Below are 26,346 nucleotides of genomic sequence, written 5' to 3'. Positions count from 1 at the left end.
ACTCCATTCGTGCCGACGTCATTCCCGCGAAAGCGGGGATCCATGTTGACTTTGCCGCCACGTCAACATGGACTTCGGCATTCGCGGACGTGACGGCAAAAACGAATAGTTGTCACGCTGCGGGGTGCTACACATGACGCCCGAATGGGTCATCAACTTCGGCCAGCACGCGCTCTACGTGGCAATGCTGGTCGCCGCCCCGCTGCTGCTGACCGCGCTGCTGGTCGGCCTGTTGGTCGGCGTCATCCAGGCGGCCACGCAGATTCACGAAATGACGCTCAGCTTCATTCCCAAGCTGCTGGCGATGGCGGCCGTGGGCCTGCTGCTGGGGCCGTGGATGCTGCATACGCTGGTGCAATTTACGCACGACATCATTGTCGGCCTGCCCGGGGCGATTAAATGACGATCGAGATGTCGGCGCTGATTTACTGGCTGTCCGGCATGTTGTGGGCGCTTGGCCGGGTGGGCGGCTTCTGCATGGTGGCGCCGATTTTCAGCGCCACGGTGATGCCGGCGCGGATCCGCGTGGCGCTGATGCTGGTGCTGACCATGGTGTTGGCGCCGCTGGCGCCGACCCAGCTGGATCTGTTCAGCGCTACCGGCGCGGCCACCATGGTGTCGCAGATCCTGATCGGCGCCAGCATCGGCTTTGTGCTGCAACTGGTGTTCCAGGCGATGTCTTACGGCGGCGTGCTGATCGGGCAGAGCATGGGGCTGGGCTTTGCGGAAATGGTCAGTCCGACCAGCAATGCCACTTCGCCGGTGCTGGGCCAGTACTACCTGGTGCTGGTGAGTCTGCTGTTCCTGGCGATGGATGGCCATTTGCAGGTGATCTCGCTGCTGGCCGACAGTTTTCACAGCCTGCCGCCCGGTGCGGTCGGGCTGGATCAGAAATCCTTGTGGGCCGTGGCAATGGCCGGCCGCGATCTGTTTGCCGGCGCCTTGCGCGTGGCGCTGCCGGCGATGACAGCCTTGCTGCTGGTGAATATCGGCTTTGCCGCCACCAGCCGTGCGTCGCCGTCGATGAATCTGTTTGCGGTGGGCTTTCCGATCAGCATCTGCATGGGCTTTATCGCGCTGTGGCTTGCCATGCGCGGAATCGCCGGCGCCTATTCGTCGCTGCAGGCGGCGGGTTGGAGCCTGATGCAGCATCTGGCGGGGTTTTGATATGTGCCGCGGCACCGCCCGCTTTGCTCCTCCTCCTGCGTGTCCCACGGGGACTAACTTCGTGTCGCGCAGGGGGAAGTTGGGAGGGGATGAAGTCCCCATGCACGGTGGAGAACTTCACCCCACCCCAACCCTCCCCTGCTGCACGCAGGGGAGGGAGCGCATCTGAGAGAGGGGGTAGGCCATGGCCGACACCGAAAACGAAGACCGCACCGAAAAACCCTCAGAAAAACGCCTCCAGGAAGCCCGCGAAAAAGGCGAAATTCCCCGCTCGCGCGATCTCTCCGGCGCGATGGTGGTGCTGGCCGGCGCCAGCATCCTGCTGTCCGGCAGCTCCACCATCTATATGCATCTGCAGCGCATCTACACGATGGGCCTGGGCTATTCGCGCGAAGCGCTGTTCAGCGACCACCTGATGACGCGTGTGCTCAGCGAAGCTTCCGGCGAAGTCTTGGCACTGCTGGTGCCGATTTTCGCCGCGACCTTGCTGGCCGCGATCGGCTCTTCGGTGGCCATCGGCGGCTTCAATTTCAGTGCCGAAGCCTTGACGCCCAAATTCGAGCGGCTCGATCCGATCGCCGGTTTCGGCCGCCTGTTTTCCATGAACGGCCTGATCGAGCTGGCCAAGTCGTTGCTGAAAGTGCTGTTTATCGGCGTGGCGCTGGTATTGCTGCTGCGCCATGACGAGGCGGCGGTGATCGCCACCGGCAGCGAGGCGATCGGTGCCGGCGTGGGGCAGGCGCTGTCGCTGGTAGCGCATGCCGCGCTGTTGTTTGCCGTGGTGCTGGCGGTGATCGGCGGCATCGATGCGATCTGGCAGCGCTTCGACTACGAGCGCCGCCATCGCATGTCCAAGCAGGAAGTGAAGGACGAGCACAAGGACACCGAAGGCAATCCGCAGCTCAAGGGTCGCATTCGCCAGATGCAGCAGCAGCTGGCGCGTCGCCGCATGATCCAGGAAGTGCCCAAGGCCGACGTGGTGGTGGTCAACCCCACCCACTTCGCCGTGGCCTTGCGCTATGACGACCAGCGCATGCGTGCGCCGCGCGTGGTGGCCAAGGGCGTGGACGTGCTGGCCATGCAGATTCGCCTGGTTGCCGATGCACACCGCATTCCCTTGGTGGAGGCGCCGCCGCTGGCGCGCGCCCTGTACGCCACCACCGAGCTCGGCCACGAAATTCCGGCGGCCTTGTATGTGGCGGTGGCGCAGATCCTGGCCTACGTCTACCAGCTCAAGCAGGCCGTGAAGAACGGCGGGCCCGCGCCCAGCGTGCCCAAGCCGGATATCGACCCGGAATTGCAGGGTCGCTACCGCGATTCGTAAGCGTGCGCGCGGGCGACGGGGCGCTGGCATGAACAGTGCAGTAGGTACTCCCGTCACTCCCGCGAAGACGGAATTCCGTCGGCCACCGGCCACTGTCGTTCTTTCGACGCGCGAGGTGCCAACCGCGCGCCATGGCCGTTTCGCCTTGAAACCGTCGCTCCCGCCAAGCCGGGAACGACGGCCCTGAAGGGGCATCGCCACGCGCGCGGCAGTGAAGGTCCCGCCAGCCGGGACGCAAGCAGCAACGGCGCAAACAACCAAGGCGAGATTGATGGCCACCGCAGGCGTTCTAGATAGTTTCAAGCAGGTCGGCCGGCGCGGCGCGGGCGCACCGATCGTGATGCTCGCCATGCTGGCGATGCTGATGCTGCCGCTGCCGCCGTTCGTGCTGGATATTCTCTTCAGCTTCAACATCGCGCTGTCGCTGGTGATCCTGCTGGCGGTGGTGTACGTGATGCGGCCGCTGGAATTCGCCGCGTTTCCCACCGTGGTGCTGCTGGGCACCTTGCTGCGCCTGGCGCTGAACATCGCCTCCAGCCGCGTGATCCTGCTGCACGGCCACGACGGCGCGGGCGCGGCGGGCAAGGTGATCGAGGCCTTCGGCGAATTCGTGATCGGCGGCAACTTCGCAGTCGGCCTGGTGGTGTTCGCCATCCTCACCATCATCAACTTCGTGGTGATCACCAAGGGCGCCACGCGCGTGTCGGAAGTGACCGCGCGCTTCACCCTCGATTCGATGCCCGGCAAGCAGATGTCGATCGACGCCGACCTCAACGCCGGCCTGCTCACCCAGGAACAGGCGCGCGAGCGCCGCCAGGAAGTGCGCGAGGAAGCGGATTTCTACGGCTCGATGGACGGCGCCTCGAAATTCGTGCGCGGCGACGCCACCGCCGGCATCCTGATCCTGTTTATCAACATCATCGGCGGCTTCTTCGTCGGCATGCTGCAGCACGGCCTGTCGGCCTCCGAGGCGGCACGTACCTACACCCTGCTGACCATTGGTGACGGCCTGGTGGCGCAGGTGCCCTCGTTGATGCTGTCGATCGCCACCGCGGTGATCGTCACGCGCGTGTCCAAGTCGCAGGACATGGGCAAGCAGGTGATCGGCCAGGTGTTCGCGCAGCCGCGCGCACTGGCGGTGGCCGGCGTGGTGCTGTTCGTGATGGGCCTGGTGCCCGGCATGCCCAATATCGCCTTCCTGATGCTGGCGGCGGTGTGCGGCGGCGCGGCCTACCTGATGATTAAGCGCGACGAGGAAGCCAAGCAGCGCCTGGCCAAGGCCAGTGCGGAAGCGCTGCCGGCGCCGGTCGCGGCAGAAAAACTGGAACTGGGTTGGGAAGACGTCGCCAGCGTCGATCCGATCGGCCTGGAAGTGGGCTATCGCCTGATTCCGCTGGTGGACAAGAACCAGGGCGGCGAGTTGATGGCACGGATCAAGTCGGTGCGCCGCAAGCTGTCGCAGGAACTGGGTTTCCTGGTGGCGCCGGTGCATATCCGCGACAACCTGGACCTGGGCCCCAATACCTACCGTATCTCGCTGATGGGCGTGCCGATGGGCGAGGCCGAGGTCTATACCGAGCGCCACCTGGCCATCAATCCCGGCCGCGTGCACGGCACCCTGCAGGGCGTGGCCACGCGCGATCCGGCCTTCGGGCTGGAAGCGGTGTGGATCGAGAACAGCCAGCGCGACCATGCGCAGGGCCTGGGCTACACGGTGGTCGATCCGGCCACGGTAATCGCCACGCACCTGTCGCACATCCTGCAGAACCATGCGCACGAGCTGCTCGGCCACCAGGACGTACAGCAGCTGCTGGATCGCCTCGCGCAGACCGCGCCCAAGCTGGTGGAAGACCTGGTGCCCAAGCGCCTGTCGCTGGGCGTGGTGGTGAAAGTGCTGCAAAACCTGCTCGCCGAACGGGTGCCGGTACGCAACATGCGCAGCATCGTCGAGTCTTTGGCGGAGCACGCCGGCCAGAGTCAGGATCCCGGCACCCTCACCGCCGCCGTACGCGTGGCGCTGGGCCGCCAGATCGTGCAGGAAATCGCCGGTTTGGGCACCGAAATCCCGGTGCTGACGCTCGCTCCGGAGTTGGAACAGATCTTGCTCGGATCCCTCTCAAGCAGTGGTGCAGCTGGCGCGGCGGTAGAGCCGGGGCTCGCCGACCGCCTGCAGCAGAGCGTGGCCGAGGCCGCGCGGCGGCAGGAGGCCAGCGGCGAACCGGCCGTGATGTTGGTGCAACCGCAACTGCGTCCGTGGCTCTCGCGCTTCACGCGCCACGTGGCTCAGAACCTGCATGTGCTGGCTTACAACGAAGTACCGGATAACCGTCGCGTGCGATTGGTGCAGGCGATAGGGCGATAGAACGATTGTCCGCGGGCCATGGGTGGCCCGCCGTGAAGCAAGTACGCAGTGCTTGCTTCATCGAAGCCCAAGCCAGCGTTGCTGGATGGGGCGAGCAGGAAAAAGTGCAGGAAGCATTTTTTGCTGCATCGAATACGAACAGTGGTTGGGAAACAGATAAGTCTTGGAGCCTCGAGTGACCGATATCAGCGTGAAAACCAAGCAACACCCGCACGCGGCACCGGTCCTCGACGTCTGGAGCATCGCATGAAGATCAAACGTTTCCTGGCCCCCGATATGCGCCAGGCGATGCGCGACGTGCGCGCAGAGCAGGGTGCCGATGCGGTGATCCTGTCCACGCGCCGCCTGGAAGAAGGCATCGAAATCATCGCCGCCGTCGACTACGACGAAACGCTGATGCGCGAAGCCGTGCGCATCAATGCGCCGGCCGCCGCGCCCGCTGCCGAAGCGATCAAGCCGCCGGTGAAAGAAGCTGCCAAAGAAGCGCCGAAAGAGCGCATCAAGGCGATCGCCAAAGAACCGGCGAAAGAAAAAGAACCGGTGAAGGAAGTGCGTGCGGCCATCCCGCCGCCGCCCCCGCCGCCGCCGCAGGCTCCCGCGGTGCAGGCCGACGTGGCCGCGCTGCAACCGATCGTCGAGCAGAGCGTGCTGGAAACCGCGCGCATGCGTAACGAATTGGGCAGCCTGCGCATGCTGCTGGAACAGCAGCTTTCCAGCCTGGCCTGGAACGATATGGAACGCCGCAGCCCGATGCGTGCGCGCGTGTTGCGCGACATGTCGCGGCTGGGCATCGAAACCGATGTGGCACGTCAGCTGATCGACGAACTGCCGGACGATCTCAACGCCGACCAGGCGCGCTACCTGCCGCTGGGTCTGCTCAGCCGCAGCCTGAAAATCAGCGGCCGCCGCCTGTCCGACAACCAGGGCGTCACCGCGCTGGTCGGTCCGACCGGCGTGGGCAAGACCACCACGATTGCCAAGCTCGCTGCGTGCGCGGTGATGAACCACGGTCCGGCCAAGGTTGCCCTGGTCAGCACCGATCACTACCGCATCGGCGCCGCGGCGCAGCTCGAACACTATGGCCGCCTGCTCGGCGTGCGCGTGTATCCCGCCTACGACGCCGACGGCCTGACGCAGACGCTGAACATGCTGCGCGATCACCACACCGTGCTGGTCGACACCGCCGGCGTCTCCGGTACCGATCCGCGCCTGCAGCAACAGATGGATGTACTGCGCGAAGCCGGCGCCAAGGGCGGCGCCAAGCTGCGCACCTGCCTGGTGCTGGCGGCGAACGCGCAAGCTTCCGCGCTGGACGAATCGGTACGCGCCTACCTGCCGCTGCAGCCCAGCGCGTGCATCGCCACCAAGCTGGACGAAGCGCCCAGCTTGGGCGGCCTGCTGTCGGTGCTGATCCGCCACCGCCTGGCGCTCGATTGCACCACCGACGGACAGCGCGTGCCGGAAGACATCAGCGCCGCCGACGCGCGCCTGCTGGTGTGCCGCGCGGCGCAGACACAAAAACGCCTCGGCCCCGGTGTCGAGGACATGGACATGGCCGATCGTTTCGGCATGGCAGTAGCGGGTCTATGAGCGAGGCATTACACGTGAATCAAGCAGCTGGCCTACAGAATCTGTTTTCGTCTGTGCCGATGGCGCGCGAAGAACTGCCGGCGATCCATCAGGCCGCCAGCCTGCGTCCGCTGGTCCGCCGCGAGCGCGTCACGCGCACCATCGCGGTCGCCGGCGGCAAGGGCGGCGTGGGCAAGACCACCGTGGCGGTGAACCTGGCCATGACCATGGCGATGGCCGGCCGCCACGTGATGTTGCTCGACGCCGACATGGGCGTGGCCAACATCGACGTGCAGCTGGGCCTCAACCCGCCGCGCCACCTGGGCCATCTGCTGGACGGCAAGTGCGCGCTGCAGGACCTGATCATGCCGGCGCAGCACGGCCTGAAGGTGATCCCCGGCGGCTCCGGCGTGCGCCGCCTGGCCAAGATGGGCAACGGCGAGCATGCCGCGGTGATCCGCGCGTTCGACGACCTGATCCAGCCGCCAGACTTCTTGATCGTGGATACCGCCGCCGGCGTGGCCGACAACGTGGCGATGTTCGCCGCCGCGGCCGACGACGTGCTGATCGTGGTGTGCGACGAACTGGCCTCGCTGACCGATGCCTACGCGCTGATCAAGATCCTGGCGCACGACTTCGGCGTCCGCCGCTTCCACATCGTGGCCAACATGGTGCGGCAGGCGGCGGACGCGCGAAAACTGTTTGAAAAACTGGCGCGTGTGTGCGGCCGCTTCCTCGACGTGGCGCTCGACTACATGGGCATGGTGCCGCACGACGAATGGCTGCGGCAGGCCATCCGCCGCCAGGGGGCGGTGGTGGACCTGTGGCCTTCCAGCCGCGCGGCGGCGGGATTCAAGCAATTGGCAGGTGCGGTCGATACATGGGGTGAACCCGCGTACCCGGACCTCGGACGGATTGCCTTTTTCAGCGGCCAGAGTGTGCCGGCGGCGGGGTGGTGAGATGAATGTGGCCTCGGAATATCTGCAACTGCAACGCGAAGACGCGGACCAGCTGGTGCGCCGGCATGCACCGCTTGTGCGGCGCATCGCCTACCACTTGATGGGGCGGTTGCCACCGAGCGTGGACGTAGGAGATTTGGTACAGGCGGGCATGATCGGCTTGCTTGAGGCAGCGCGAAATTTTACGACCGACCGTGCCGCCAGCTTCGAGACGTATGCGGGCATCCGCATCCGTGGCGCCATGCTGGACGAACTGCGCCGTACCGACTGGACCCCCCGGTCGGTGCACCGCAAGGTGCGCGAAGTCGCCGAAGTCGTGCGGCAGATCGAAAACGAGACCGGCGCCGACGCGGAAAGCGCCGAGGTGATGAAGCGGCTCGGCATCAGCGCCGAGGAATATCACCAGGTGCTGGCCGATGCGACCGGCGCACGCCTGCTCAGCCTTACGGCGCCCGATGACGGCGAAGGCGGCGAGGGCAGTGCGTTCGACGTAGCCGATCACGACAGCCTCGGTCCGCAGGACAACATCGAGCAGGACGGCCTGCGCGAAGCCCTGGCCGAAGCGATCAGCACCCTGCCCAAACGCGAACAACTGGTGATGTCCCTGTACTACGAGCAGGAATTGAACCTGAAAGAAATCGGCCTGGTGCTCGGCGTGACGGAATCGCGCGTCTGCCAGATCCATGGCCAGGCCTTGGTAAGACTGCGCGCGCGCATGGGCGACTGGCGCGGTTAGCACTTCTGACGCCCTCTCTCCTGCGGGGAGAGGGCTGGGGTGAGGGGCAGTCTTGCCGGGAACGACCAAAGCTTTTGCTGTGTGCTTCGAACAACTGATTTCGCAAGATTGTCCCCCTCACCTCGATCCTCTCCCCGGACGGGAGAGGAAGAAAAAGCCGCTACCGCTTCCCTGTTTGTTGGAGAGAATCGTTTGGACAAGAACATGAAAATCCTGGTGGTAGACGACTTCTCCACCATGCGGCGCATCGTCCGCAACCTGCTGGTCGAACTGGGCTTCAGCAATCCGCTGATCCAGGAAGCCGACGACGGCAATGCGGCGCTGGCGATGTTGAAGACCAACCCCTTCGACATGGTTGTCACCGACTGGAACATGCCGAACATGACCGGCATCGAGCTGCTGCAGGCGATTCGCGCCGAGCCCAAGCTCAAGAGCATGCCGGTGTTGATGGTGACCGCCGAAAACAACCGCGAACAGATCATCGCCGCTGCCCAGGCCGGCGTGAACGGATACATCGTCAAGCCCTTCACGGCGATCACGCTGAAGGAAAAGCTGGACAAGATCTTTGAGCGCCTGGCAGCCAGTGGAGCATCCGCATGACCGCAACCATGACCGCCGCCGTCAACGACGGCCTGCCGCCGGAAGTCCACGCGCTGCTCAACAGCGCCGACGGCGCCGCCTTTGAACAAGCCCTGGACACCATGGTGCGCCAGCGCGAACAGCATCTGTTCCGCGCCCTGGGCGTGCTCGCCCGCGATCTGCACGGTGCGGTCTGCCGCCTGGGCAGCGACCTGGCCAACGAAGGCGTGCCCGAAAGCATGACCGACGCGCGCAACTACCTGGCCGAAGTGCTGGACATGAGCTCGCAGGCCGCGCACCGCAGCCTGGATTTCGTCGACCGCATGCGTCCGGAAGCCGAAGCGCTGTCTGCCAATGCGGTGGCCGTGCTCGGCCACAACAACAAGGCCGACGATCCGGTCGCCGTGCTGGCGCGCCAGGCGCAGGTGTTCGCCACCGGCTGCGCCGAAGGCCTCAACGACATGGTGCTGGTGCAGTCCTGGCAGGACCTGGCCGGCCAGCGCGTAAAGAAAGTGGTGAGCTTCATCGAAAGCGTGGAATCGTCGCTGATCGAACTGGTGCGCCTGACCGGTGCGCTGGCCGGACGCGAAGCGCCGGTGGAAGTGGCCAAGGTCTCCAGCCAGGACGAAGTGGATCGCCTGCTGAGCGAATTCGGGTTCTAAGCATGCAGCCAGACGCCTGCCCCCGCCTTGACGTCATTCCCGCGCAAGCGGGAGTCCATCCTGACGTGATGCATCGGAGCAACATGGATTTCCGCTTGCGCAGGAATGACGTCAAGGGACGGGTAAGCATTGGCGCGAAGAACCACCGCATGGCCGAAGGCACTTATTGATGGACGCCAACCTCGACAGCGAGCTGCGTGACGATTTCCTGGTCGAAGCCGGGGAATTGGTCCAGCGCCTGGGCGAACAGCTGATCGGGCTGGAAGCCTCGCCGCACGATCGCGAATTGCTCAATGCGGTATTCCGCGTGTTCCACACCGTAAAAGGCGGCGCGGGCTTCCTCGGCGTGGAGCCGATGGTGCAGCTGTGCCACAACGCCGAGGAACTGCTCAACGACGCCCGCAACGGCCGGCTGGTGCTGAACTCGGCGCATATGGATGCGCTGCTGGAATCGCTGGACCTGCTCAACGTGATGATGGCGGCGCTGGCCAACAACCAGCCGATGGCGCCGCCGCCGCAGGTCTTGCTCGATCGCCTCAAGCCGAAGCACGACGCCGCACCGGCTGTCGCCGCGGCGGCAAAACCTGCGCGCGCCGCCGATCCGATCGAAGCCGAATTCGAAGCCCTGCTCGATACGCTGTACGGCCAGGGCGGCGTGCCCGGCGCACCCAATCACAGCTCCAACGAAATCGGCGACGACGAATTCGAGAGCCTGCTCGACAGCCTGCACGGCAAGAGCGGTTCACCCGGTGCCGCGCAGCATGCGCCGCCGGAAAAGCAGGACATCAGCGAAGACGAATTCGAAGCCCTGCTGGACAACCTGCACGGCAAAGGCGCCGCACCCGGCCAGGTCGCCGCGGCCGCGCCCGCCCCGGCACCGGTTCCCGCTCCGGCACCTGCGCCTGCCGCCGAACCCGCACGCGCGGCGGCGAAAACCGCACAGGCGGAAAACACCGTACGCGTCGATACCGCGCGCCTGGATACGCTGGTCAACCGCGCCGGCGAACTGGTGCTGCTGCGCAATCGCCTGCTCAGCCTGGCCTCGCGCAGCGATGACGAAACACTGGCCACCATGGCCGGCGACCTGGATCGCGTCTCCGACGATTTGCAATCGGCCGTGCTCGGCATGCGCATGCAGCCGGTGGGGCGCTTGTTCCAACGCTTCCCGCGCATCGTGCGCGATCTTGCGCGCCAGCTCGGCAAAGAAATCGAACTGGTCACCCAGGGCGAAGACACCGATCTCGATCGCAGCCTGGTCGAGGCACTGGCCGATCCGCTGATCCACTTGCTGCGCAACGCCGTCGACCATGGCCTGGAAGATCCGGCCGGCCGCGCGCGCGCCGGCAAGCCGAACAAAGGCAAGGTGACGCTGTCGGCCAGCCAGCGCGGCGAGCGCATCGTCATTTCCGTCAGCGACGACGGCCGCGGCATGGATCCGGAAGTGCTGCGCCGCAAAGCGATCGAAAAAGGCGTGATCGACGAAGCGCAGGCCGCGCGCCTGTCCGAAGTGGAATGCTACGAACTGATTTTCCGCCCCGGCTTCAGCACCGCGGCGCAGATCTCCGATATTTCCGGCCGCGGCGTCGGCATGGACGTGGTGAAAACGCGCGTGGCCGAACTCGGCGGCACGCTGCAGGTGCATTCGCGCCTGGGCTCCGGCAGCATGCTGGAACTCACCGTGCCGCTGACGCTGGCGATCCTGCGTGTGCTGATGGTGCGCGTGGGCGATCGCCTGTTCGCGCTGCCGCTGAGCAATGTCAGCGAAGTGTTCGAATTGAACGCGCAGCACGACCACATGCTCGATGGCCGGCGCGTCGCCGCACACCGCGGGCGGGCGCTGGTGTTGGGCGACCTGGGCGACTGGGCCGGCGTCGACGGTCCGGGCGGCAGCCACGTGGTGGTGCTGCATGTGGGCCACGTGCACCTGGGTTGCCTGGTGCATGAAGTGATCGGCCGCGAAGACGTGATGGTGAAGCCGCTGGGGCCGCTGTTCGAAGGCGTGCCTGGCGTGGCCGGCGCGACCGTGACCGGCGATGGGCGGCTCGCGCTGGTTTTGGATCTGGCGGCGCTGTCGCAAGAGGGCGGGCGCCTGCTGCCTGCGTTGAAGGTGTCGGCATGACCCCATATCGCAACGCCGCTATCGCTTTGCTCCCTCTCCCCTTCGGGGAGAGGGTTGGGGTGAGGGGACAGTCTCGCCCGATGTTTGCCCGTGCCAGGCAAGCTAGAAAACCACATTACGCGAAGAACTATGTTTTCCCGCAAGCCCGCCCCCTCACCCCAGCCCTCTCCCCGGAGGGGAGAGGGAGTCACAGTGCGCGGCAAGGTGATTTGATATGGACGTCATAAGCATCGCCGGCACCATCCTCGCCTTCGTGGTGCTGATCGTCGGCGCCATCCTCAAAGGCACCGACGTCTCCGCGCTGTGGAACCCGGCCGCGTTCGTCATCGTCTTCATCGGCACCATCTCCGCCCTGCTGCTGCATACGCAAGGCAAGGTGCTCAAGCGCGCCATCGGCATGCTCGGCATGGTGTACAAGCCGCCGGAACTGCATCCCTCCGACCTGATCAGCCGCGTGATCGGCTGGAGCGAAATCTCGCGCCGCCAGGGCCTGCTCGGCCTGGAGCCGCATATCGATGCCGAAGCCGATCCGCTGGTAAAAAAAGGCCTGCAATTGCTGGTCGACGGCAGCGAGCCCGAAGCAATCCGCAGCGTGCTGGAACTGGAAGTGGAAACGCGCGAGCAGGCCGACCTGCATGCGGCGAAAGTCTACGAGCAGGGCGGCATCTATTCGCCCACCATGGGCATCATCGGCGCCGTGCTGGGCCTGATGGCGGTGATGCGCGATCTCACCGATCCGGCCAAGCTCGGCCACGGCATCGCCGCCGCTTTCGTCGCCACTATCTATGGCATCAGCCTGGCCAACCTGCTGCTGCTGCCGATCGGCGCGCGCCTGAAATCGCTGATCAACAAGCAGACGCAAGTGCGTGAAATTCTGATCGAAGGCCTGATCTCGATCGCGCAGGGCGACAACCCGCGCCAGATCGAAAGCAAGCTGCAGGGCTATTTGATATGAAGCGGCGGCGGCACCGGCACGAAGACCACGTCAACCACGAAGCCTGGGTGATTCCCTACGCGGATCTGCTCACCCTGCTGCTGGCCCTGTTCGTGGTGCTGTATGCCATGTCCAGCGTCAACACCACCAAATACCGCGCGCTGGCGCAGGCGATTTCCTCCGCCTTCAACGGTTCGCGCGCGGTGATCCAGCCGGTAACGCCCAGCGCGCAGTCGAGCACGCCGGTGCCCAGCACCAAGCCCGCGCCGATTCCGCGCAGCCCGCTGGCGCAGATCCTGCTGCCGGTGCTCACCCAGCACATCAGCACGCCGGCGACTACGCCGGGCACGCCTTCGGATCAGAACCGCACCAAGCTCAGCGACGAACAGCAGAACCTGGAGCGCATCCGCAACGAAGTGGAACATGCGCTGCAACCGCTGATCGACAAAAACCTGGTGGTGGTGCGCCGCACGCCGAACTGGCTGGAAATCGAGATCCGCACCGACATTCTGTTCCCCAGCGGCGTGGCCACCTTGTCGCCGTCGGCAAACCAGGTGCTGAGCAGCCTGGGCAGCATTCTTGCGCCGTTCGCCAATCCGCTGCGGGTGGAGGGCTACACCGACGACGTGCCGATCGACACCACCGTGTACCCGTCCAACTGGGAACTGTCCGCCGCACGCGCAGCCAGCGTCGCGCGCTTGTTTGCCGACCATGGGGTGGATCCGGAACGCCTGGGGATCGTCGGCTGGGGCCAGTACCGTCCCAGCGCCGACAACGCCAATGAAGACGGCCGCAACAAGAACCGCCGCGTGCTGGTAGTCGTGCTGAGCGACAAGGCCGGCCCGCGCCGCTTCTACGCCAATAGCGACCAGATCAATCAGACCGCCGACGCGGATGGCGATGCCGGCAGCGACCAGCTCGCCGCGCCGGCGCCAGCTGCCAACGCGGCGCCGAATACCGCCGCAGCGCCCGCCGAGTTCGTCACGCTGCCGCCGGCCGTGCAGGTGGCGCAACCTGCCACACTGCCGGCGGCACCGGTGATCACGCCGATCGCCACCGTCATTGCCACGCGCGCGGCCGCCACGCCGCCGCCCACGCCCGATCGCAGGGGTAACGCCAGTCCATGAGTGCCGTCCCCACTATCGAAACGATCGCCCGCCAGCCGTGGCTGTCGTTCCAGCTCCATGGCCAGCACTACGCCGTGCTGCTCAGCCAGGTGAGCGAAGTGATCCGCGACCACACGCCCACGCCGGTGCCCGGCGCGGCGGACGATCTGCTCGGCATCTGCCATCTGCGCGGCAATATCGTGCCGGTGATGGACGGCCGCCGCCGGCTCGGCTTTCCCGCGGCGGCGCCGGATGCCGATACCTCCGCCATGCGCATCGTGGTCTGCGCGCACGAAACGCATCGCATTGGCGTACGCGTGGATGCGATAGGCGAACTGCTGCAACCCAAGGTCGAAGCGATCGAGCCGCCGCCCGCGCGCTCCGGCCGTGTCGACGATCCGGTGCAGGCGGTGATGGGCTGGGAAGGCGGCTTTGTCGCTTTGCTCGATGTGGTGCGTCTGTGTCGTCTGCAACAAGGATTGAAAGATGTGGCTTGAAGCCGCGGTGTTGGTGTTAGTGCTGGTACAAACCGTCGCCATCGTAGTGCTCTGGCAGCAAAGCCGGCGCCTGCAACAGGCCGTCGCGAACAGGCCGGTCGAAAGCAACAACGTGCCCTCGCTGTTGATCGTCAATGCGCTCAATAAAATCGAGCATCGCCTGGGTGTGCTGGAAGAACGCGCGGCGCCGTCGGCCAAACCGGTGCAGCGTGCGGTGGAAACGCAAATGACAGCATCGATGCGTTCGGCCAGTCCGCAGTTATCCGGCAGCAATTACGAGCTGGCGCAGCACTTGGCGCGCGAAGGCGGCGATGTGGAGCAGTTGATGGAGCGCTGCGGTTTGTCGCGCAATGAGGCGGAGCTGGTGTTGCGCTTGTACGCGCGCCGCGCCTAGCGCATCAACCGGTATGCAGGTCAAGCAGCGGCCGCCTCGCACGAGGCGGCCGTTTTTGTCTGTGCTTATCTCCATGGGCTGTCGGCGTTCCCCGACAGACATGCGCGTCGCCAAGTGCGAGAGTGGCTAGGTCGGGCGCGTTTCAGTTGTTTGGATTCGCAGCGTGCCCGACATGATGTGAAGAAGCGCGGATTGCATGGGCTAGCCCCCAAACAATCCGCTGGCCACAACCAACTAACATGGAGTTAGATCATGGTTACGCTCGATCATACGGCACGTGCACGTCTTCGTGCCTCCGCAGTGCCATCCCCCGCCACTTCACCGTTGTCCGACTCAGACAATGTCGAGCCCTTGAGGGCGTTGTGTCGAACCGGAAGCGCAATCTTCCGGTGCTGACCGCAGGATTTTTCCTGTGAGCCCTGCACGCCGTGCGCAAGGTGCGGCGTGTTTACCCACAAGGAGTGAAGACGATGAACGATGCGGATAACGCAGCGGTGCCGGGGGTTTTCCTGGCGTTGCCGGAAAAGGCCCATATCAAGCTGGCACAACTGCATGACCATCTGGGTCTGCTGGCGCAAATGGCTTACGCCGTAACAAAGGAAGAAGAGGACGCGCCGTTGGAGATTCGGCGTTCCGTTCTTGGCATGTGTTTCGATATGGCGGCGCTGCAGCTTGGCGATGTGTTGCATGCTATCGATCAAACCCGGCCGCAGATGCGACGCAGCAGCAGGGAATAGCCGCCTGTCTCCCTCCCCTGCTTAGGCAGGGGAGGGAGCAGAGCGCGCTGAGTAATGCACCAATTACGCGAGCCATCGCTCTTCCTCCTCTCCCCTTCGGGGAGAGGACCGAGGTGAGGGGGCAACCTCGCCATAAATCACCATCGAAGCCACGCTTCGTATCACCTTCGTCGCAAGAGCGTCCCCCTCACCCCAGCCCTCTCCCCGCAGGGGAGAGGGAGCAGAGCGCGCTGCGTAATGCACCAATTACGCGAGCCATCGCTCTTCCTCCTCTCCCCTTCGGGGAGAGGATCGAGGTGAGGGGGCACCCTCGTCATAACCCGCCATCGAAGCCACGCTTCGTATCACCTTCGTCGCAAGAGCGTCCCCCTCACCCCAGCCCTCTCCCCGCAGGGGAGAGGGAGCAGAGCGCGCTGCGTAATGCATCAATTACGCGAGCCACTGCTCTTCCTCCTCTCCCCTTCGGGGAGAGGATCGAGGTGAGGGGGGCAACCTCGCCATAACCCACCATCGAAGCCATGCTTCGAACCACCTTCACCGCAAGCGCGAAGGCAGCGGTAACTGGATTATTCATGTAGTAGCTGCGCAGGGCTTTTCGCCACCATGCGCAGCCGATCCCGTTATCGTCCTGCAGCTGATCGTCTTCAGTCTGCGCAAGGCCGCGTTTGGGAAGCGTCCGTCAGGTATCTCTTTCCCAAGCATTGAGCTGTGTCCGTCATGAAGCGATTGCTGTCGATGCTATTTTTTGTCGCTTTCCTGTGCGGCTGTACGACATGGGTAAAGCCGGGAGCCAGCGAGCGCGATCGCGATGCAGATGTGGCCGCCTGCGAAGCCATTGGCTACGATCGTTTTGCACCTGCGGTCGCCACCTATCTGGCGCGCGGTTCCTATTGGGAGCCGCCGTCGACCGTATGCTCCAAATCGGATGACAAGCACGAAACCTGTACCACCAGCGGCGGCGGATGGCGCCCCGATGAATACAGTTCTCATGATGTGAATGGCGATGCGCGCGATGCTTTCGTCGTGGACTGCATGTACCGCAAGGGCTACAACAAGCAGTGATCGCTGCTGGGGCTACGGCTTGCGCGAAGCCTCATAAATACTTGCCAACACCGCCGCTGCCGCCGCATACAGCAACGGCGGCACATCGCTATTCATGCGCAGCGACACCAGCAATGCCGCAATCTGCGCATCGTGATGCAGGGGCAGCCCCAGCGCATGCGCGTGCTTGAACAAATTGTCCACTTCGGCCGCATTCAAATGCGTAGTGCCCGATCCGCCATCGGCGCCACCGGGCAAGCGCAGCACCACCTTGCGTTGCGGTGCGGGCAGCAGCGGCGTGCTCATACGGTGGCCTTCAGGAATACGGCGCTGACGCTGGTGCCGGCATGCGGCAGGCCGAACTGGCAGCTGAGCTGGTCGAGAAACAAACCGGTGGCATCGATGCGCGCACGCAGATCTTCGAACTGATCTTCCAGCCGATCTACCGTTTCGCGGCGCTGCGCCCACAAGCGCAGTGACAGCCGCAGCCCGCGCAAATGCAGCTCACCCACGATCGGCCCCAGCGAAGGCAGGTCCAGCGAGAAACCCATGGTCCAGCTCTGCTCGGCTTCCTGCTCTTGCTTGAGCATCAGCTGCAGCACGTCGGCGCCGTCGGCATCCTGCACCGGAATCTCCACGATCCAGTGGCCGGGCGTGGCCTGCAGCTGCGCCACTTCCATGCGCGCCAGCGCGCTCTGCACATCGGTATACAGGCGCGGCAGGAAATCGGTGGCGTCGTTGGTGGTGGCCAGCTCCGGCGGCAGCGGCACGCGCGCCTGCGGCGCCACGCCGCGATAAAGCAGTGGCGGATCCACTTCCACATCGCTGCTTTCGCCGGCCAGCGGCTGGCCCTTCAGAATGGTGACCAGGCGCAGCAGGGCGCCTTTCATATCGTCGTGCGCGGTGGTGGCGTCGCTGGCCGGCGCGTGCGCCAGCTGCGCTTCCAGAAACACGCCGCTGCGATTCACTGCCTGGCGCAGGCCTTCGCCGGTGGACAGTTCCGGCGGCGTGCTCATGCTGTGCTCGAGCAGGGCCAGCGCCGAGCGCAGATAGGGCGGCAGCTGCTTGGCGATGGTCCATTGCGACAGTGCGCCGACCGTGGCCAGCAAAGGCGCGTAGCCGTTCTGTTGCGGCAGGCGTTCGCGCAGCGCCTGATTGACGGTGCTGTCGAGCGGACTGTTGGAGCCGAGAATTTCCAGCTGCGGCTGCGCGCCCAGGCTGAGCACGCGCACCTGGAACTGCGGCGGCAGCTTGGTGCCGGGCGCCTCGGCTTCCACCGTCAGCGCCCCCACCTGCAGCACCATCAGCCCCTGCTCGCTGATGCCGAGCGGGCGCGCGGACAGCACGCTGCCAATGCGCCAGCCTTCTGAGCTGGCGCCGGCGGCGGCACCGAGCCAGGTCAGTGCGGCAACGCTGGTTGGCTGGATGATCACGCTTGGCTCCTCGGCCAGCATTGGCTGGGCCGTACGAAATTGCGAACTTTGCAGGGGCTATCGGCCTGCTGGCGCAAAACTTTAGGGCCTAACACCAACCGCAAGGGCGCCCCGGTAGGTTGGGTTAGCGCAGCGTAACCCAACGATCTGTCTTCGAAGCGACATCGTCGGGTTACGCTGCGCTAACCCACCCTAGGTCCGCTTCGAGGGCGTCAAGAAACCCACTAAAGCTGCCCCTGCCTTTGCCGATAAATCCTGCAACAGGTACCCGCGGAGGGCGCGTCATGGGCAGCAAGAACAAGAGCGATACGCCAAAGGGCGAGGTGCGCGTCGGCATGCCGGCGGATTTTCGCATCGGCGAAGTCACCGACCTGCATCGGCAGCTGCGCGATGCGCTGGACGGTTCGGCGATCGTGCTCGACGGCGGCGCGGTGGAGCGCGTGGATACCGCGGCCCTGCAATTGCTGGTGGCGTTTCAGCACGAGGCGCGCAAGCGCGAACGCGCGCTGAGCTGGACGGCGGCCAGTGCGCCGCTGCAGGACGCCGCCGGGCAGCTGGGCCTGGCACAGATATTGGCACTGCCGGCAAAGCCGGCCTGAACTTGAGGTAAGAAACATGGCAAAGATTCTTGCGGTGGACGATTCGGCTTCGATGCGCGGCATGGTGGCGTTTACGCTGCGCAGCGCCGGTTATGAAGTGGCCGAGGCGGAGAACGGCCAGCTGGCGCTGGATACGGCATCCTCGTCGAAGTTCGACCTGGTGCTGGCCGACGTCAACATGCCGGTGATGGACGGCATCAGCATGGTGCGCGAGCTGCGCACGCGCGCCGAGTACAAGGGCGTGCCGATTCTGATGCTGACCACCGAGTCCAATACGGACAAGAAGATGGAAGGCAAGGCCGCCGGCGCTACCGGCTGGCTGGTGAAGCCGTTCGATCCGGAGCAGTTGCTGGCGACGGTCAAGCGGGTGCTTGGCTGAGTCTGCCTTCGGCAGTAGCAAGGTTTGGTACTACCTCCTTCTCGCCACGCCGTCATTCCCGCGCAAGCGGGAATCCATTTGCTCCGATGCAAAGGCGAAGATGGATTCCCGCTTGTGCGGGAATGACGGCGAGGCAGACGGGAGCCAGCGAGATAGGCGAGGCCTATCCGGTTTAATCCAGGACTTTTCCTATGAGCAACATCAGCATCGCCCAATTCCACAAAGTCTTCTTCGAGGAAAGCCTGGAAGGGCTCGATGCGATGGAATCGGCGCTGCTGGCGCTGGACGAGGGCGGCGATGCGGAGCTGGTGCACAGCATTTTCCGCGCCGCGCACTCGATCAAGGGCGGTTCGGCCACGTTCGGTTTTCCGGACATGGCCGCGCTGACGCACGAGGCCGAGTCGCTGCTCGACCAAGTGCGCGACGGCCGCCGCGCGATCGACAAGAGCATCGTCGAACTGATGTTGCGCACAGTCGATTGCCTGCGCGGCATGTTCGATCGCGCGCAGGCCGGCCAGCCGCTGGCCGATGCGGTCAGCGAAGGCCTGAAGCAGGAACTGGCTGCCGCCGTGGGACATGCGGTGCCTGCCGCCGCGGCGAAAGCCGTGGCAAAGCCGGCCGCCTCCGGCGGCTGGATCATTCAATTCCGTCCCCATGCCGGCATGTTGGCCGGCGGCAACGAGCCCTTGCGTCTATTGCGTGAACTGGCTGCGCTCGGGCAGCTGGTCGTCGAGGCACAGTTGGATCGTGTGCCCGCGCTGGACGCGCTCGACCCCACCGAATGCCATCTGGGCTGGCGCATCGAGCTGACCGGTGCGGTCACGCGCGAGGCCATTGCCGGCGTGTTCGAATGGGTCGAGGACGAGTGCGAGCTGAGCATCGAACCGCTGGTTGCCGTTGCGCCACCGCCTGCACCGACCGTCGAGGCCGTTGCCGCGCCGGCCGGCGCAGGCGGCGCGGCGGGCACTACGCGCGCCAATGCCGCCAGCAGCAACGACTCAGGCTCCGTGCGCGTGGGCATCGACAAGATCGACGGCCTGATCGACCTGGTCGGCGAACTGGTGATCACCCAGGCGATGCTCGATCAGTTCCGCGAAGATTTCGATCCCTCGCGCCTGGCCATGCTGCAGCACGGCTTGGCCCAGCTGGCGCGGCATACGCGCTCGCTGCAGGAAAGCGTGATGGGCATCCGCATGCTGCCGATCGGCTCGGTGTTCAACCGCTTCCCGCGCCTCGTGCGCGATCTCAGCCAGAAGCTGGGCAAGCAGGTGAAGCTGGAGCTGGTGGGCGAAGGTACCGAACTCGATAAAACCGTGCTGGAAAAAATCGGCGATCCGCTGGTGCACCTGGTGCGCAATGCGATCGACCATGGCCTGGAAGTGCCCGAAAAGCGCCGCGCTTCCGGCAAGGGCGACGTGGGCACGCTGCGCCTGGAAGCGTTCCATCGCGGCGGTTCGATCGTGGTGGAAATCGTCGACGACGGCGCCGGCCTGAATCGCGACGCGATCATCGCCAAGGCGCTGCAGAAGGGCCTGATCAAGAGCGGCGAAGGGATCAGCGACGAGGAAGTGGGCGAGCTGATTTTCCAGCCGGGCTTCTCCACCGCCGCCGTTACTACCGATCTGTCCGGCCGCGGCGTGGGCATGGACGTGGTTCGCCGCAATGTGGTGGATCTTGGCGGCAGCGTGGCGATCAAGAGCCGCCCCGGCAACGGCACCACCTTCACCATCACCCTGCCGCTGACCCTGGCCATCATCGACGGCTTGCGCGCGGCGGTGGGCGAGGAGTGCTACATCGTGCCGCTGGTGTCGATCGTGGAATCGGTACAGCTGTCAGCCGATGCGGTACGCAGCGTCACCGGTGGTGGCGAATTGTTTCGCTTCCGCGGCGAATACCGTCCGATCGTGCGCCTGCACCAGCAGTTCGGTGTGGAGCACGCACGGCAGAAAATTGAAGAAGGCCTGGTGATCGTGGTGGAAGCCGACGGCAGCCAGGTCGGCTTGCTGGTGGACGAATTGATCGGCCAGCAGCAGGCGGTGGTGAAGTCGCTCGAAGCCAATTACCGCCGCGTGGAAGGTATTTCCGGCGCGACTATCCTGGCCGATGGCTCGGTGGCGCTGATCGTCGACGTGGCCGGGCTGATTCGCTTGCAGTCGCGCCGCAAGGCGGCGTGACGTCCGCGGCGCCGGGAGGGGCGCCGCCGGTTCCTAGATATCACTCATCGTGCCGGTGGAAAGCGGTACGCGGGAGATCGTGTCCGAAAAAATCGTGAAGGTTGCTGCCATGTCCCCGTTGAAACTGCTTGAACGCCTGAGCCTTGCGGCCAGAGTGTGGCTGGTCATCGCCATCGTGGTGAGCGGGTTGATCACGCTTACCGTGATGTCGGCCGTCGATAGCCGCAGCCTGCAGATGCAGGCGCGCGAACGCGCACTGGGCGATCAGGTGGCAACGGCGACCTCGCTGCTGCAGAGCTATCACGCGCGTGCGGCCAAGGGCGAATTCAGCGATGCGGTGGCGCAGCAGCGTGCACTGGCCGCGCTGTCGGCACTGCGCTGGAACGACGGCACCGGCTATGTATACGTCTTCGATTCGCAGCTGGTGATGCGCATGCATCCGATCATGCCCAAGCGTGTGGGCAACAGCATCAAGGACGATGCCGATCGCACCGGCAAATACATGTACCGGCAGATGCTGGCGGCCGACCAGCGCGACGGCCATGGTCTGACCCAATACATGTGGCCGATGCCGGGCAGCAAGGGCGATACGCTGAAAATGACCTACACAGCGTTCTATCCGCCGTGGGATCTGCATGTGGCTGCAGGCGCGTATTTCGTGGATATCGATGCGCAATTCCAGCACATGCTGGTGGGCAGCCTGCTGCGTGCGGCGCTGGTGGGTCTGCTGGTGATTCTGGTGGTGTGGGAATCGATGCGCAGCATCCGCAAGAGCATCGGCGGCGAACCCGGCGTGGCGGTGAGTCTGGCCGCGCGCATTGCCGACGGCGATCTGCGCGGCGAAGAACTGCACGCCGCGCAAGGCAGCCTGCTCGACGCGCTGGGCCGCATGCGCGGCAAGCTCACCGACATCGTGGGCGAAGTGCAGCAGGGCGCGCATGCAGTGAGTTCGGCCGCGCAGCAGATCGCGCACGGCAATGACGATCTGAGCTATCGCACGCAGGAGCAGGCTTCCAGCCTGGAAGAAACCGCCGCGTCGATGGAGCAAATGACCGCGACCGTCAAACAGAGTGCAGACAACGCCGGCCAGGCCAGCCAGCTTGCCGGCGCCATGCGGCGGCAGGCGGAGCAGGGCGGCGACGTGGCGGTACAGGCCAGCGGCGCGATGGCGGCAATTCGCCAGGCCAGCGCGCAGATCGGCGAGATCGTGGGGCTGATCGATGAAATCGCCTTCCAGACCAACTTGCTCGCGCTGAATGCGGCGGTCGAGGCTGCGCATGCCGGTGAACATGGTCACGGCTTTGCGGTGGTGGCGACCGAAGTGCGCAACCTGGCCCAGCGCAGTGCGCGCGCAGCCAAGGACATCAAGGCGCTGATCGGCGACAGCGTGGACAAAGTGGAGGCTGGTGCGCAGCTGGTCGAGGCCTCCGGCCAGACCCTCAGCGGGATTATCGGCAGCGCCAAGAAAGTGGCCGACATCGTCGACGAGATCGCCGCCGCGAGCCAGGAGCAGTCCGGTGGCATCGAGCAGGTCAATCGCGCGGTGACCCAGATGGACGAAGTGACCCAGCAGAACGCCGCGCTGGTGGAAGAGGCTGCTGCGGCGGCGCGGGCGATGCAGGAACAGGCTGAGCGGCTGCGCGGGCAGGTGGCGTATTTCCGGGTGCATGGCGAGGTGCACAAGGCGGTGAAAGGTGCGCCTGCGCGAGTTGCTGCGCTCGGTGCGCTTTCCGCGGCGGGAAGATAGGCGCTCTACGCCCTCTCTCTTGCGGGAAGACACAAGCTCTACTCCCTCTCCCCTTCGGGGAGAGGGCTGGGGTGAGGGGGGCAACCTCGCGTGGAAGGCAGTTCGAAGCGTCGCTTCAATATGACCCGTCGCAAGCGTGTCCCCCTCACCTCGATCCTCTCCCCATAGGGGAGAGGAGGAAGAGCTGGGAGCGCCGCGCCCTCTCCCTTGCGGGAAAACACAAGCTCTACTCCCTCTCCCTTGCGGGAAAACACGAGCTCTACTCCCTCTCCCTTGCGGGAAGACACAAGCTCCACTCCCTCTCCCCTCCGGGGAGAGGGCTGGGGTGAGGGGGGCAACCTCGCGTGGAAGGCAGTTCGAAGCGTCGCTCCGATATGACCTGTCGCAAGCGTGTCCCCCTCACCTCGATCCTCTCCCCGCAGGGGAGAGGAGGAAGAGCTGGGAGCGACGCGCCCTCTCCCTTGCGGGAAAACACGAGCTGTACTCCCTCTCCCTTGCGGGAAGACACGAGCTGTACTCCCTCTCCCTTGCGGGAAGACACAAGCTCTACTCCCTCTCCCCTGCGGGGAGAGGGCTGGGGTGAGGGGGCAACCTCGCACAGAAGGCAGTTCAAAGCGCCATCCCCATATCCGTCCCCCTCAACGTGCGGTCCGCGCGCTTCCCGACACTCACCGCGAACGCGAGAGCACCGCGAAGCAGCTTTCCTTCGCCCGCTGCAGCGCAGCCACGCGTACCGCTTCCATGGCGCGCAAGGCCTGCCTCTTGTAACCAGGCCGGTCCTTGACGCTGTCTTCGATAAACGGGATCGAGCACACCCGGGAGACCGACAGAATGCCGCCGTCCTCGGTCACCACGGCAAGCACGGCGGCAGGATTTTTCGGCAGCGCGTAGGCCAGGGCGATGGAGAGTCCCTCGGAATTGCCCGCATCCGTGCCTTGGGCCAGCCGGGGCACCAGCGCGATCCAGTCCGCATCGCCCGTATCGATGCGATCCAGCACCCCGTCGAACCGGTCGCCCAGCCCCTCGACCACGGCCTTGGCGCCCTTTGCGTCGATCTCCTTCGCCAGCCCTGCGGCCGAAAGCGGCTGCTGGGCCTGCACCATCCCCGCCATTGCCCATAAAACGGCGATCAGTAACCCGGCTTTCATGGCTGTGCTTCTCATCGGTGCTCCGGAGTTCCAAGGCATACAAAGGCTTCCGCGATAGGTATTTAGCGAAGTGTGCCCAAGCCCTGCATGTCGGTAATCCAGGGAACGCACCGCCCGCTTGTAAGTACTTTCCGGCAATTTGCCCTGAGCGTCCGTCCGCGAAGGACACCAGCCCCTGACGACCGCTTCGCGAGCCGGCCGCTCACCCGGCCGGCCCCCGCGCGACGCCCGGGAGGCGATGCCCGCCCCACCCGCCGCCCCGGCCGCTTCGGACCCACCGGAGCGAGCCTTCCCCCAGGGAAAAAGATCAAGAAAACGTGCAGGCGGCAGCTCAAGTTTTGCCCAGAACCGCCGATCCATGTTTCGAACGGGAGCCCTCAGGTGGCGCTCCAACGACGAGGCGAAACATGTCTGACCAGGCCCGGAGCGACGCGCTCCAGTCGCAGTACCTCACCGTCAACCTCGCCCATGAGGAATACGGTATCGACATCCTGTCCGTGCGCGAGATTCGCGGTTGGACCCCGGTGACGCGCATTCCGCAATCGCCGCCTTATGTGCTGGGCGTGCTGAATCTGCGCGGCGCGATCGTGCCGGTGATCGACCTGCGCCTGCGCTTCGGTCTGGCCCGCGAGGAATACGACGCCACCACCGTCACCGTGATCATCACCGTGGCCGGTCGCCAGTTCGGCGTGGTGGTGGATGCCGTATCCGACGTGGTCGATGTGAACAGCGCCGCGCTGCGTCCGGTGCCCGACATGGGCACCACCGTCGACACCGAATATTTGAAGGGATTGACCTCGATCGGCGACCGCATGGTGCTGCTGCTCGATGCCGACAAATTGCTGCAACCGCAGGACGCGCAGATGCTCGAAGCCGCCCTGAACGCGGTCAACGATGTGAAAGCTGTGGCCTGAAGGAATCCATCAACATGAAACTGCGCTTCCCGAAATTTAAGTTCACGTCCCCCACCATCCGCGCGCGGCTGATCATGCTGGTCGGCCTGCTCGGCTTCATGCTGCTGGCCGGTGCGGCCATCGGCCTGTACTCGATGTCGCAGCAGAACGCCGGCACGCAGCGCATCTACGAGAGCGAGCTGGTGCCGTCGCAATATCTGGACGTGGTGCGTGCCGATTCGCTGAAGTCGTTCCTCACCCTGAGCGAAGCGGCTGCGCTGGTCGGCAAGGCCGATCAGGTCAAGCAGAAGATGGCGGAATTCGACCGCTATCAGAAGGAAATGGACGACTACAAGAACCGCTTCACCGCACTGGCGGCAAGCCCCGCGGTGGCCGCTGCCGCGAAGGATTGGCATTCCACCGACAAGGACTACGAGCAGGCCAAGCAGGACGTGCTCGATGCGATCAAGCAGGCCGATACCGGTGCTTCCGACACGGTGGAAATGGAGCTGCGCCCGCTGCTGATGCAGCGCCAGGACGCACTGTCCAAGCTGGTGAAGGCGCAGAGCGACGAAGCCGGTCAGATCTTCCAGGATCAGGTGAAGAGCTATCAGCGCGTGCGCATGATCACCCTGATCGCGCTGGCCGCCGGCCTGCTGTTCGCACTGCTGCGCTCCACCTTGCTGATCCGCTCGATCTCCAACGCGCTCAACCACGCGATGAAGGTGGCCAAGGAAATTGCCGGCGGTAAGCTGGGCCATGAGATCGAAGTGAAGGGCAACGACGAACTGGCCAACCTGATGGACGCGCTGCGCACCATGGACCAGCGTCTGGTGGAAATTGTGGCCGAAGTGCGCCAGGGCTCGGATGCGGTGAGTACCGCCGCACAGCAGATTGCCCGCGGCAACGACGACCTCAGCCAGCGCACGCAGGAACAGGCCTCCAGCCTGGAAGAAACCGCTTCGTCGATGGAGGAAATGACCTCCACCGTGAAGCAGAACGCCGAAAATGCCAGCCACGCCAACCAGCTCGCCCGCGGTGCGCGCGAACAGGCCGAGCGCGGCGGCGACGTGGTGTCGCAGGCGGTGACCGCCATGCGCGAAATCAACAGCTCCAGCCGCAAGATTTCCGACATCGTCAGCCTGATCGACGAGATCGCCTTCCAGACCAACCTGCTGGCGCTGAACGCCGCGGTGGAAGCGGCGCGTGCAGGCGAACAGGGCCGCGGCTTTGCGGTGGTGGCCACCGAAGTGCGCAACCTGGCCCAGCGCAGCGCCGGCGCGGCGAAGGAAATCAAGCTGCTGATCAACGACAGCGCCGACAAGGTGCGTGCCGGCACCGACCTGGTCGACCAGACCGGCAAGGCGCTGACCGACATCGTGGATAGCGTGAAGAAGGTCACCGACATCGTGGCCGAGATCGCCGCGGCCAGCCAGGAACAGTCGGCCGGCATCGACCAGGTCAACAACGCCGTGTCGCAGATGGACGAGATGACGCAGCAGAACGCCGCGCTGGTGGAAGAAGCTTCCGCCGCCGCCCGCGCCATGCACGAGCAGGCCGGCGAACTGTCGCGCCAGGTGAACTTCTTTCGCTTCGGCGAAGAAGCCGCGGCGCAGGCCGCAGCGAACAAGCCCAAGGCTGCCGAAGTGATGGCCGAAACCGAGGCCGTGTTCGCCGCCGTGCGCCAGGCCTCGCCTGCTCGCCGCGCCGTACCGGAAACCGCCGACAGCGGCGTGTGGAAAGAATTCTGATGGGCTCCCGCCCCTGCTTGGCAGGGGCGGACTGAG

General features: G+C 65.0%; 26 protein-coding genes. 23 read left to right on the top strand and 3 right to left on the bottom strand.

Annotated features, from left to right (window positions below):
- Positions 1-133: 133 nt before the first annotated feature.
- The 17 genes from fliQ (at position 134) to IGX34_RS03770 (ending at position 16,207) form a co-directional block, all read left to right on the top strand.
- Positions 134-403: a flagellar biosynthesis protein FliQ gene (gene fliQ / locus IGX34_RS03850; protein ID WP_192554327.1), complete on the top strand. Its 270-nt coding sequence runs from the start codon at positions 134-136 to the stop codon at positions 401-403.
- Positions 400-1,167 (top strand): flagellar biosynthetic protein FliR, encoded by a 768-nt coding sequence (gene fliR / locus IGX34_RS03845; protein WP_192554326.1) that lies wholly within the window; start codon positions 400-402, stop codon positions 1,165-1,167. The genes fliQ and fliR overlap by 4 nt, the downstream gene beginning before the upstream one ends.
- Positions 1,168-1,351: 184 nt before the next feature.
- Positions 1,352-2,491, top strand: a complete 1,140-nt coding sequence (flhB, locus tag IGX34_RS03840; protein ID WP_192554325.1) for a flagellar biosynthesis protein FlhB — start codon at positions 1,352-1,354, stop codon at positions 2,489-2,491.
- Between the two features lie 271 nt (positions 2,492-2,762).
- Positions 2,763-4,853, top strand: a complete 2,091-nt coding sequence (gene flhA / locus IGX34_RS03835) for a flagellar biosynthesis protein FlhA (protein ID WP_192554324.1) — start codon at positions 2,763-2,765, stop codon at positions 4,851-4,853.
- 32 nt (positions 4,854-4,885) lie between these two features.
- A complete protein-coding gene (locus tag IGX34_RS03830; protein ID WP_192554323.1) occupies positions 4,886-5,032 on the top strand; it encodes a hypothetical protein in 147 nt (48 codons plus the stop codon).
- Positions 5,033-5,099: 67 nt separating this feature from the next.
- Positions 5,100-6,443 carry a flagellar biosynthesis GTPase FlhF gene (gene flhF / locus IGX34_RS03825; RefSeq protein WP_192554322.1) on the top strand — a complete coding sequence of 448 codons (1,344 nt, stop codon included), beginning with the start codon at positions 5,100-5,102 and terminating at the stop codon, positions 6,441-6,443.
- Between the two features lie 14 nt (positions 6,444-6,457).
- Positions 6,458-7,381 (top strand): P-loop NTPase, encoded by a 924-nt coding sequence (locus IGX34_RS03820; protein WP_192554321.1) that lies wholly within the window; start codon positions 6,458-6,460, stop codon positions 7,379-7,381.
- Position 7,382: 1 nt separating this feature from the next.
- Entirely contained in the window at positions 7,383-8,117 is a 735-nt protein-coding gene (locus IGX34_RS03815; protein WP_192554320.1) for an RNA polymerase sigma factor FliA, read from the top strand.
- Positions 8,118-8,309: 192 nt separating this feature from the next.
- Positions 8,310-8,717: a chemotaxis response regulator CheY gene (cheY, locus tag IGX34_RS03810; RefSeq protein WP_192554319.1), complete on the top strand. Its 408-nt coding sequence runs from the start codon at positions 8,310-8,312 to the stop codon at positions 8,715-8,717.
- A complete protein-coding gene (locus IGX34_RS03805; RefSeq protein WP_192554318.1) occupies positions 8,714-9,358 on the top strand; it encodes a protein phosphatase CheZ in 645 nt (214 codons plus the stop codon). The genes cheY and IGX34_RS03805 overlap by 4 nt, the downstream gene beginning before the upstream one ends.
- A 169-nt stretch (positions 9,359-9,527) precedes the next feature.
- Entirely contained in the window at positions 9,528-11,477 is a 1,950-nt protein-coding gene (locus IGX34_RS03800) for a chemotaxis protein CheA (RefSeq protein ID WP_192554317.1), read from the top strand.
- 214 nt (positions 11,478-11,691) lie between these two features.
- Positions 11,692-12,432, top strand: coding sequence for a flagellar motor protein (locus IGX34_RS03795; protein WP_192554316.1), 741 nt, complete (start codon positions 11,692-11,694; stop codon positions 12,430-12,432).
- The gene (gene motD, locus IGX34_RS03790) at positions 12,429-13,538 is read left to right on the top strand and encodes a flagellar motor protein MotD (protein WP_192554315.1); all 1,110 of its coding nucleotides are present in this window, start codon (positions 12,429-12,431) and stop codon (positions 13,536-13,538) included. The genes IGX34_RS03795 and motD overlap by 4 nt, the downstream gene beginning before the upstream one ends.
- Positions 13,535-14,014 carry a chemotaxis protein CheW gene (locus IGX34_RS03785; protein ID WP_192554314.1) on the top strand — a complete coding sequence of 160 codons (480 nt, stop codon included), beginning with the start codon at positions 13,535-13,537 and terminating at the stop codon, positions 14,012-14,014. The genes motD and IGX34_RS03785 overlap by 4 nt, the downstream gene beginning before the upstream one ends.
- Positions 14,004-14,408, top strand: coding sequence for a DUF2802 domain-containing protein (locus IGX34_RS03780; protein ID WP_192554313.1), 405 nt, complete (start codon positions 14,004-14,006; stop codon positions 14,406-14,408). The genes IGX34_RS03785 and IGX34_RS03780 overlap by 11 nt, the downstream gene beginning before the upstream one ends.
- A gap of 470 nt (positions 14,409-14,878) precedes the next feature.
- Positions 14,879-15,145 carry an XAC0095 family protein gene (locus tag IGX34_RS03775; protein ID WP_192554312.1) on the top strand — a complete coding sequence of 89 codons (267 nt, stop codon included), beginning with the start codon at positions 14,879-14,881 and terminating at the stop codon, positions 15,143-15,145.
- A 717-nt stretch (positions 15,146-15,862) separates the two neighbouring features.
- Positions 15,863-16,207: a hypothetical protein gene (locus tag IGX34_RS03770; protein WP_192554311.1), complete on the top strand. Its 345-nt coding sequence runs from the start codon at positions 15,863-15,865 to the stop codon at positions 16,205-16,207.
- 12 nt (positions 16,208-16,219) lie between these two features.
- Here IGX34_RS03770 and IGX34_RS03765 read toward each other — a convergent pair whose 3' ends face one another.
- Both IGX34_RS03765 and IGX34_RS03760 read right to left on the bottom strand, forming a co-directional pair.
- Positions 16,220-16,492, bottom strand: coding sequence for a flagellar biosynthesis protein (locus IGX34_RS03765; protein WP_192554310.1), 273 nt, complete (start codon positions 16,490-16,492; stop codon positions 16,220-16,222).
- A complete protein-coding gene (locus tag IGX34_RS03760) occupies positions 16,489-17,619 on the bottom strand; it encodes a flagellar hook-length control protein FliK (protein WP_192554309.1) in 1,131 nt (376 codons plus the stop codon). The genes IGX34_RS03765 and IGX34_RS03760 overlap by 4 nt, the downstream gene beginning before the upstream one ends.
- A gap of 284 nt (positions 17,620-17,903) precedes the next feature.
- Between IGX34_RS03760 and IGX34_RS03755 the strand changes: the two genes are divergently transcribed.
- From IGX34_RS03755 to IGX34_RS03740, 4 genes are all read left to right on the top strand, one after another.
- A complete protein-coding gene (locus tag IGX34_RS03755) occupies positions 17,904-18,218 on the top strand; it encodes an STAS domain-containing protein (RefSeq protein ID WP_192554308.1) in 315 nt (104 codons plus the stop codon).
- Between the two features lie 16 nt (positions 18,219-18,234).
- The gene (locus IGX34_RS03750; protein ID WP_192554307.1) at positions 18,235-18,597 is read left to right on the top strand and encodes a response regulator; all 363 of its coding nucleotides are present in this window, start codon (positions 18,235-18,237) and stop codon (positions 18,595-18,597) included.
- 191 nt (positions 18,598-18,788) lie between these two features.
- Positions 18,789-20,771 (top strand): chemotaxis protein CheA, encoded by a 1,983-nt coding sequence (locus IGX34_RS03745; protein ID WP_192554306.1) that lies wholly within the window; start codon positions 18,789-18,791, stop codon positions 20,769-20,771.
- Between the two features lie 109 nt (positions 20,772-20,880).
- Positions 20,881-22,518, top strand: coding sequence for a methyl-accepting chemotaxis protein (locus IGX34_RS03740; RefSeq protein ID WP_192554305.1), 1,638 nt, complete (start codon positions 20,881-20,883; stop codon positions 22,516-22,518).
- Positions 22,519-23,186: 668 nt separating this feature from the next.
- Here IGX34_RS03740 and IGX34_RS03735 read toward each other — a convergent pair.
- Positions 23,187-23,666 (bottom strand): hypothetical protein, encoded by a 480-nt coding sequence (locus IGX34_RS03735; protein ID WP_192554304.1) that lies wholly within the window; start codon positions 23,664-23,666, stop codon positions 23,187-23,189.
- A 407-nt stretch (positions 23,667-24,073) separates the two neighbouring features.
- Here IGX34_RS03735 and IGX34_RS03730 point away from each other — a divergent pair, with 407 nt between their 5' ends.
- A complete protein-coding gene (locus IGX34_RS03730) occupies positions 24,074-24,580 on the top strand; it encodes a chemotaxis protein CheW (protein ID WP_192554303.1) in 507 nt (168 codons plus the stop codon).
- A 14-nt stretch (positions 24,581-24,594) separates the two neighbouring features.
- Positions 24,595-26,310 carry a methyl-accepting chemotaxis protein gene (locus IGX34_RS03725; RefSeq protein WP_192554302.1) on the top strand — a complete coding sequence of 572 codons (1,716 nt, stop codon included), beginning with the start codon at positions 24,595-24,597 and terminating at the stop codon, positions 26,308-26,310.
- Positions 26,311-26,346: the final 36 nt, after the last annotated feature.

It is taken from the genome of Dyella acidiphila (assembly GCF_014863405.1).
GTDB classification, from domain to species: Bacteria; Pseudomonadota; Gammaproteobacteria; order Xanthomonadales; family Rhodanobacteraceae; genus Dyella_B; species Dyella_B acidiphila.
Note: the sequence above shows the minus strand (reverse complement) of the source record. Positions and strands in the feature narration are given on the sequence as shown.

Bases quoted from the DNA above. Each gene is read 5' to 3' on its own strand.
- motD (WP_192554315.1), top strand. From the start codon at position 12,429: ATGAAGCGGCGGCGGCACCGGCACGAAGACCACGTCAACCACGAAGCC.
- flhF (WP_192554322.1), top strand. From the start codon at position 5,100: ATGAAGATCAAACGTTTCCTGGCCCCCGATATGCGCCAGGCGATGCGC.
- IGX34_RS03795 (WP_192554316.1), top strand. From the start codon at position 11,692: ATGGACGTCATAAGCATCGCCGGCACCATCCTCGCCTTCGTGGTGCTG.
- flhA (WP_192554324.1), top strand. From the start codon at position 2,763: ATGGCCACCGCAGGCGTTCTAGATAGTTTCAAGCAGGTCGGCCGGCGC.
- fliQ (WP_192554327.1), top strand. From the start codon at position 134: ATGACGCCCGAATGGGTCATCAACTTCGGCCAGCACGCGCTCTACGTG.
- IGX34_RS03775 (WP_192554312.1), top strand. From the start codon at position 14,879: ATGAACGATGCGGATAACGCAGCGGTGCCGGGGGTTTTCCTGGCGTTG.
- IGX34_RS03730 (WP_192554303.1), top strand. From the start codon at position 24,074: ATGTCTGACCAGGCCCGGAGCGACGCGCTCCAGTCGCAGTACCTCACC.
- IGX34_RS03735 (WP_192554304.1), bottom strand. From the start codon at position 23,666: ATGAAAGCCGGGTTACTGATCGCCGTTTTATGGGCAATGGCGGGGATG.
- IGX34_RS03805 (WP_192554318.1), top strand. From the start codon at position 8,714: ATGACCGCAACCATGACCGCCGCCGTCAACGACGGCCTGCCGCCGGAA.
- IGX34_RS03765 (WP_192554310.1), bottom strand. From the start codon at position 16,492: ATGAGCACGCCGCTGCTGCCCGCACCGCAACGCAAGGTGGTGCTGCGC.
- IGX34_RS03815 (WP_192554320.1), top strand. From the start codon at position 7,383: ATGAATGTGGCCTCGGAATATCTGCAACTGCAACGCGAAGACGCGGAC.
- IGX34_RS03780 (WP_192554313.1), top strand. From the start codon at position 14,004: ATGTGGCTTGAAGCCGCGGTGTTGGTGTTAGTGCTGGTACAAACCGTC.
- flhB (WP_192554325.1), top strand. From the start codon at position 1,352: ATGGCCGACACCGAAAACGAAGACCGCACCGAAAAACCCTCAGAAAAA.
- IGX34_RS03750 (WP_192554307.1), top strand. From the start codon at position 18,235: ATGGCAAAGATTCTTGCGGTGGACGATTCGGCTTCGATGCGCGGCATG.
- IGX34_RS03785 (WP_192554314.1), top strand. From the start codon at position 13,535: ATGAGTGCCGTCCCCACTATCGAAACGATCGCCCGCCAGCCGTGGCTG.
- IGX34_RS03800 (WP_192554317.1), top strand. From the start codon at position 9,528: ATGGACGCCAACCTCGACAGCGAGCTGCGTGACGATTTCCTGGTCGAA.
- IGX34_RS03740 (WP_192554305.1), top strand. From the start codon at position 20,881: ATGTCCCCGTTGAAACTGCTTGAACGCCTGAGCCTTGCGGCCAGAGTG.
- IGX34_RS03755 (WP_192554308.1), top strand. From the start codon at position 17,904: ATGGGCAGCAAGAACAAGAGCGATACGCCAAAGGGCGAGGTGCGCGTC.
- IGX34_RS03725 (WP_192554302.1), top strand. From the start codon at position 24,595: ATGAAACTGCGCTTCCCGAAATTTAAGTTCACGTCCCCCACCATCCGC.
- fliR (WP_192554326.1), top strand. From the start codon at position 400: ATGACGATCGAGATGTCGGCGCTGATTTACTGGCTGTCCGGCATGTTG.
- IGX34_RS03745 (WP_192554306.1), top strand. From the start codon at position 18,789: ATGAGCAACATCAGCATCGCCCAATTCCACAAAGTCTTCTTCGAGGAA.
- IGX34_RS03770 (WP_192554311.1), top strand. From the start codon at position 15,863: ATGAAGCGATTGCTGTCGATGCTATTTTTTGTCGCTTTCCTGTGCGGC.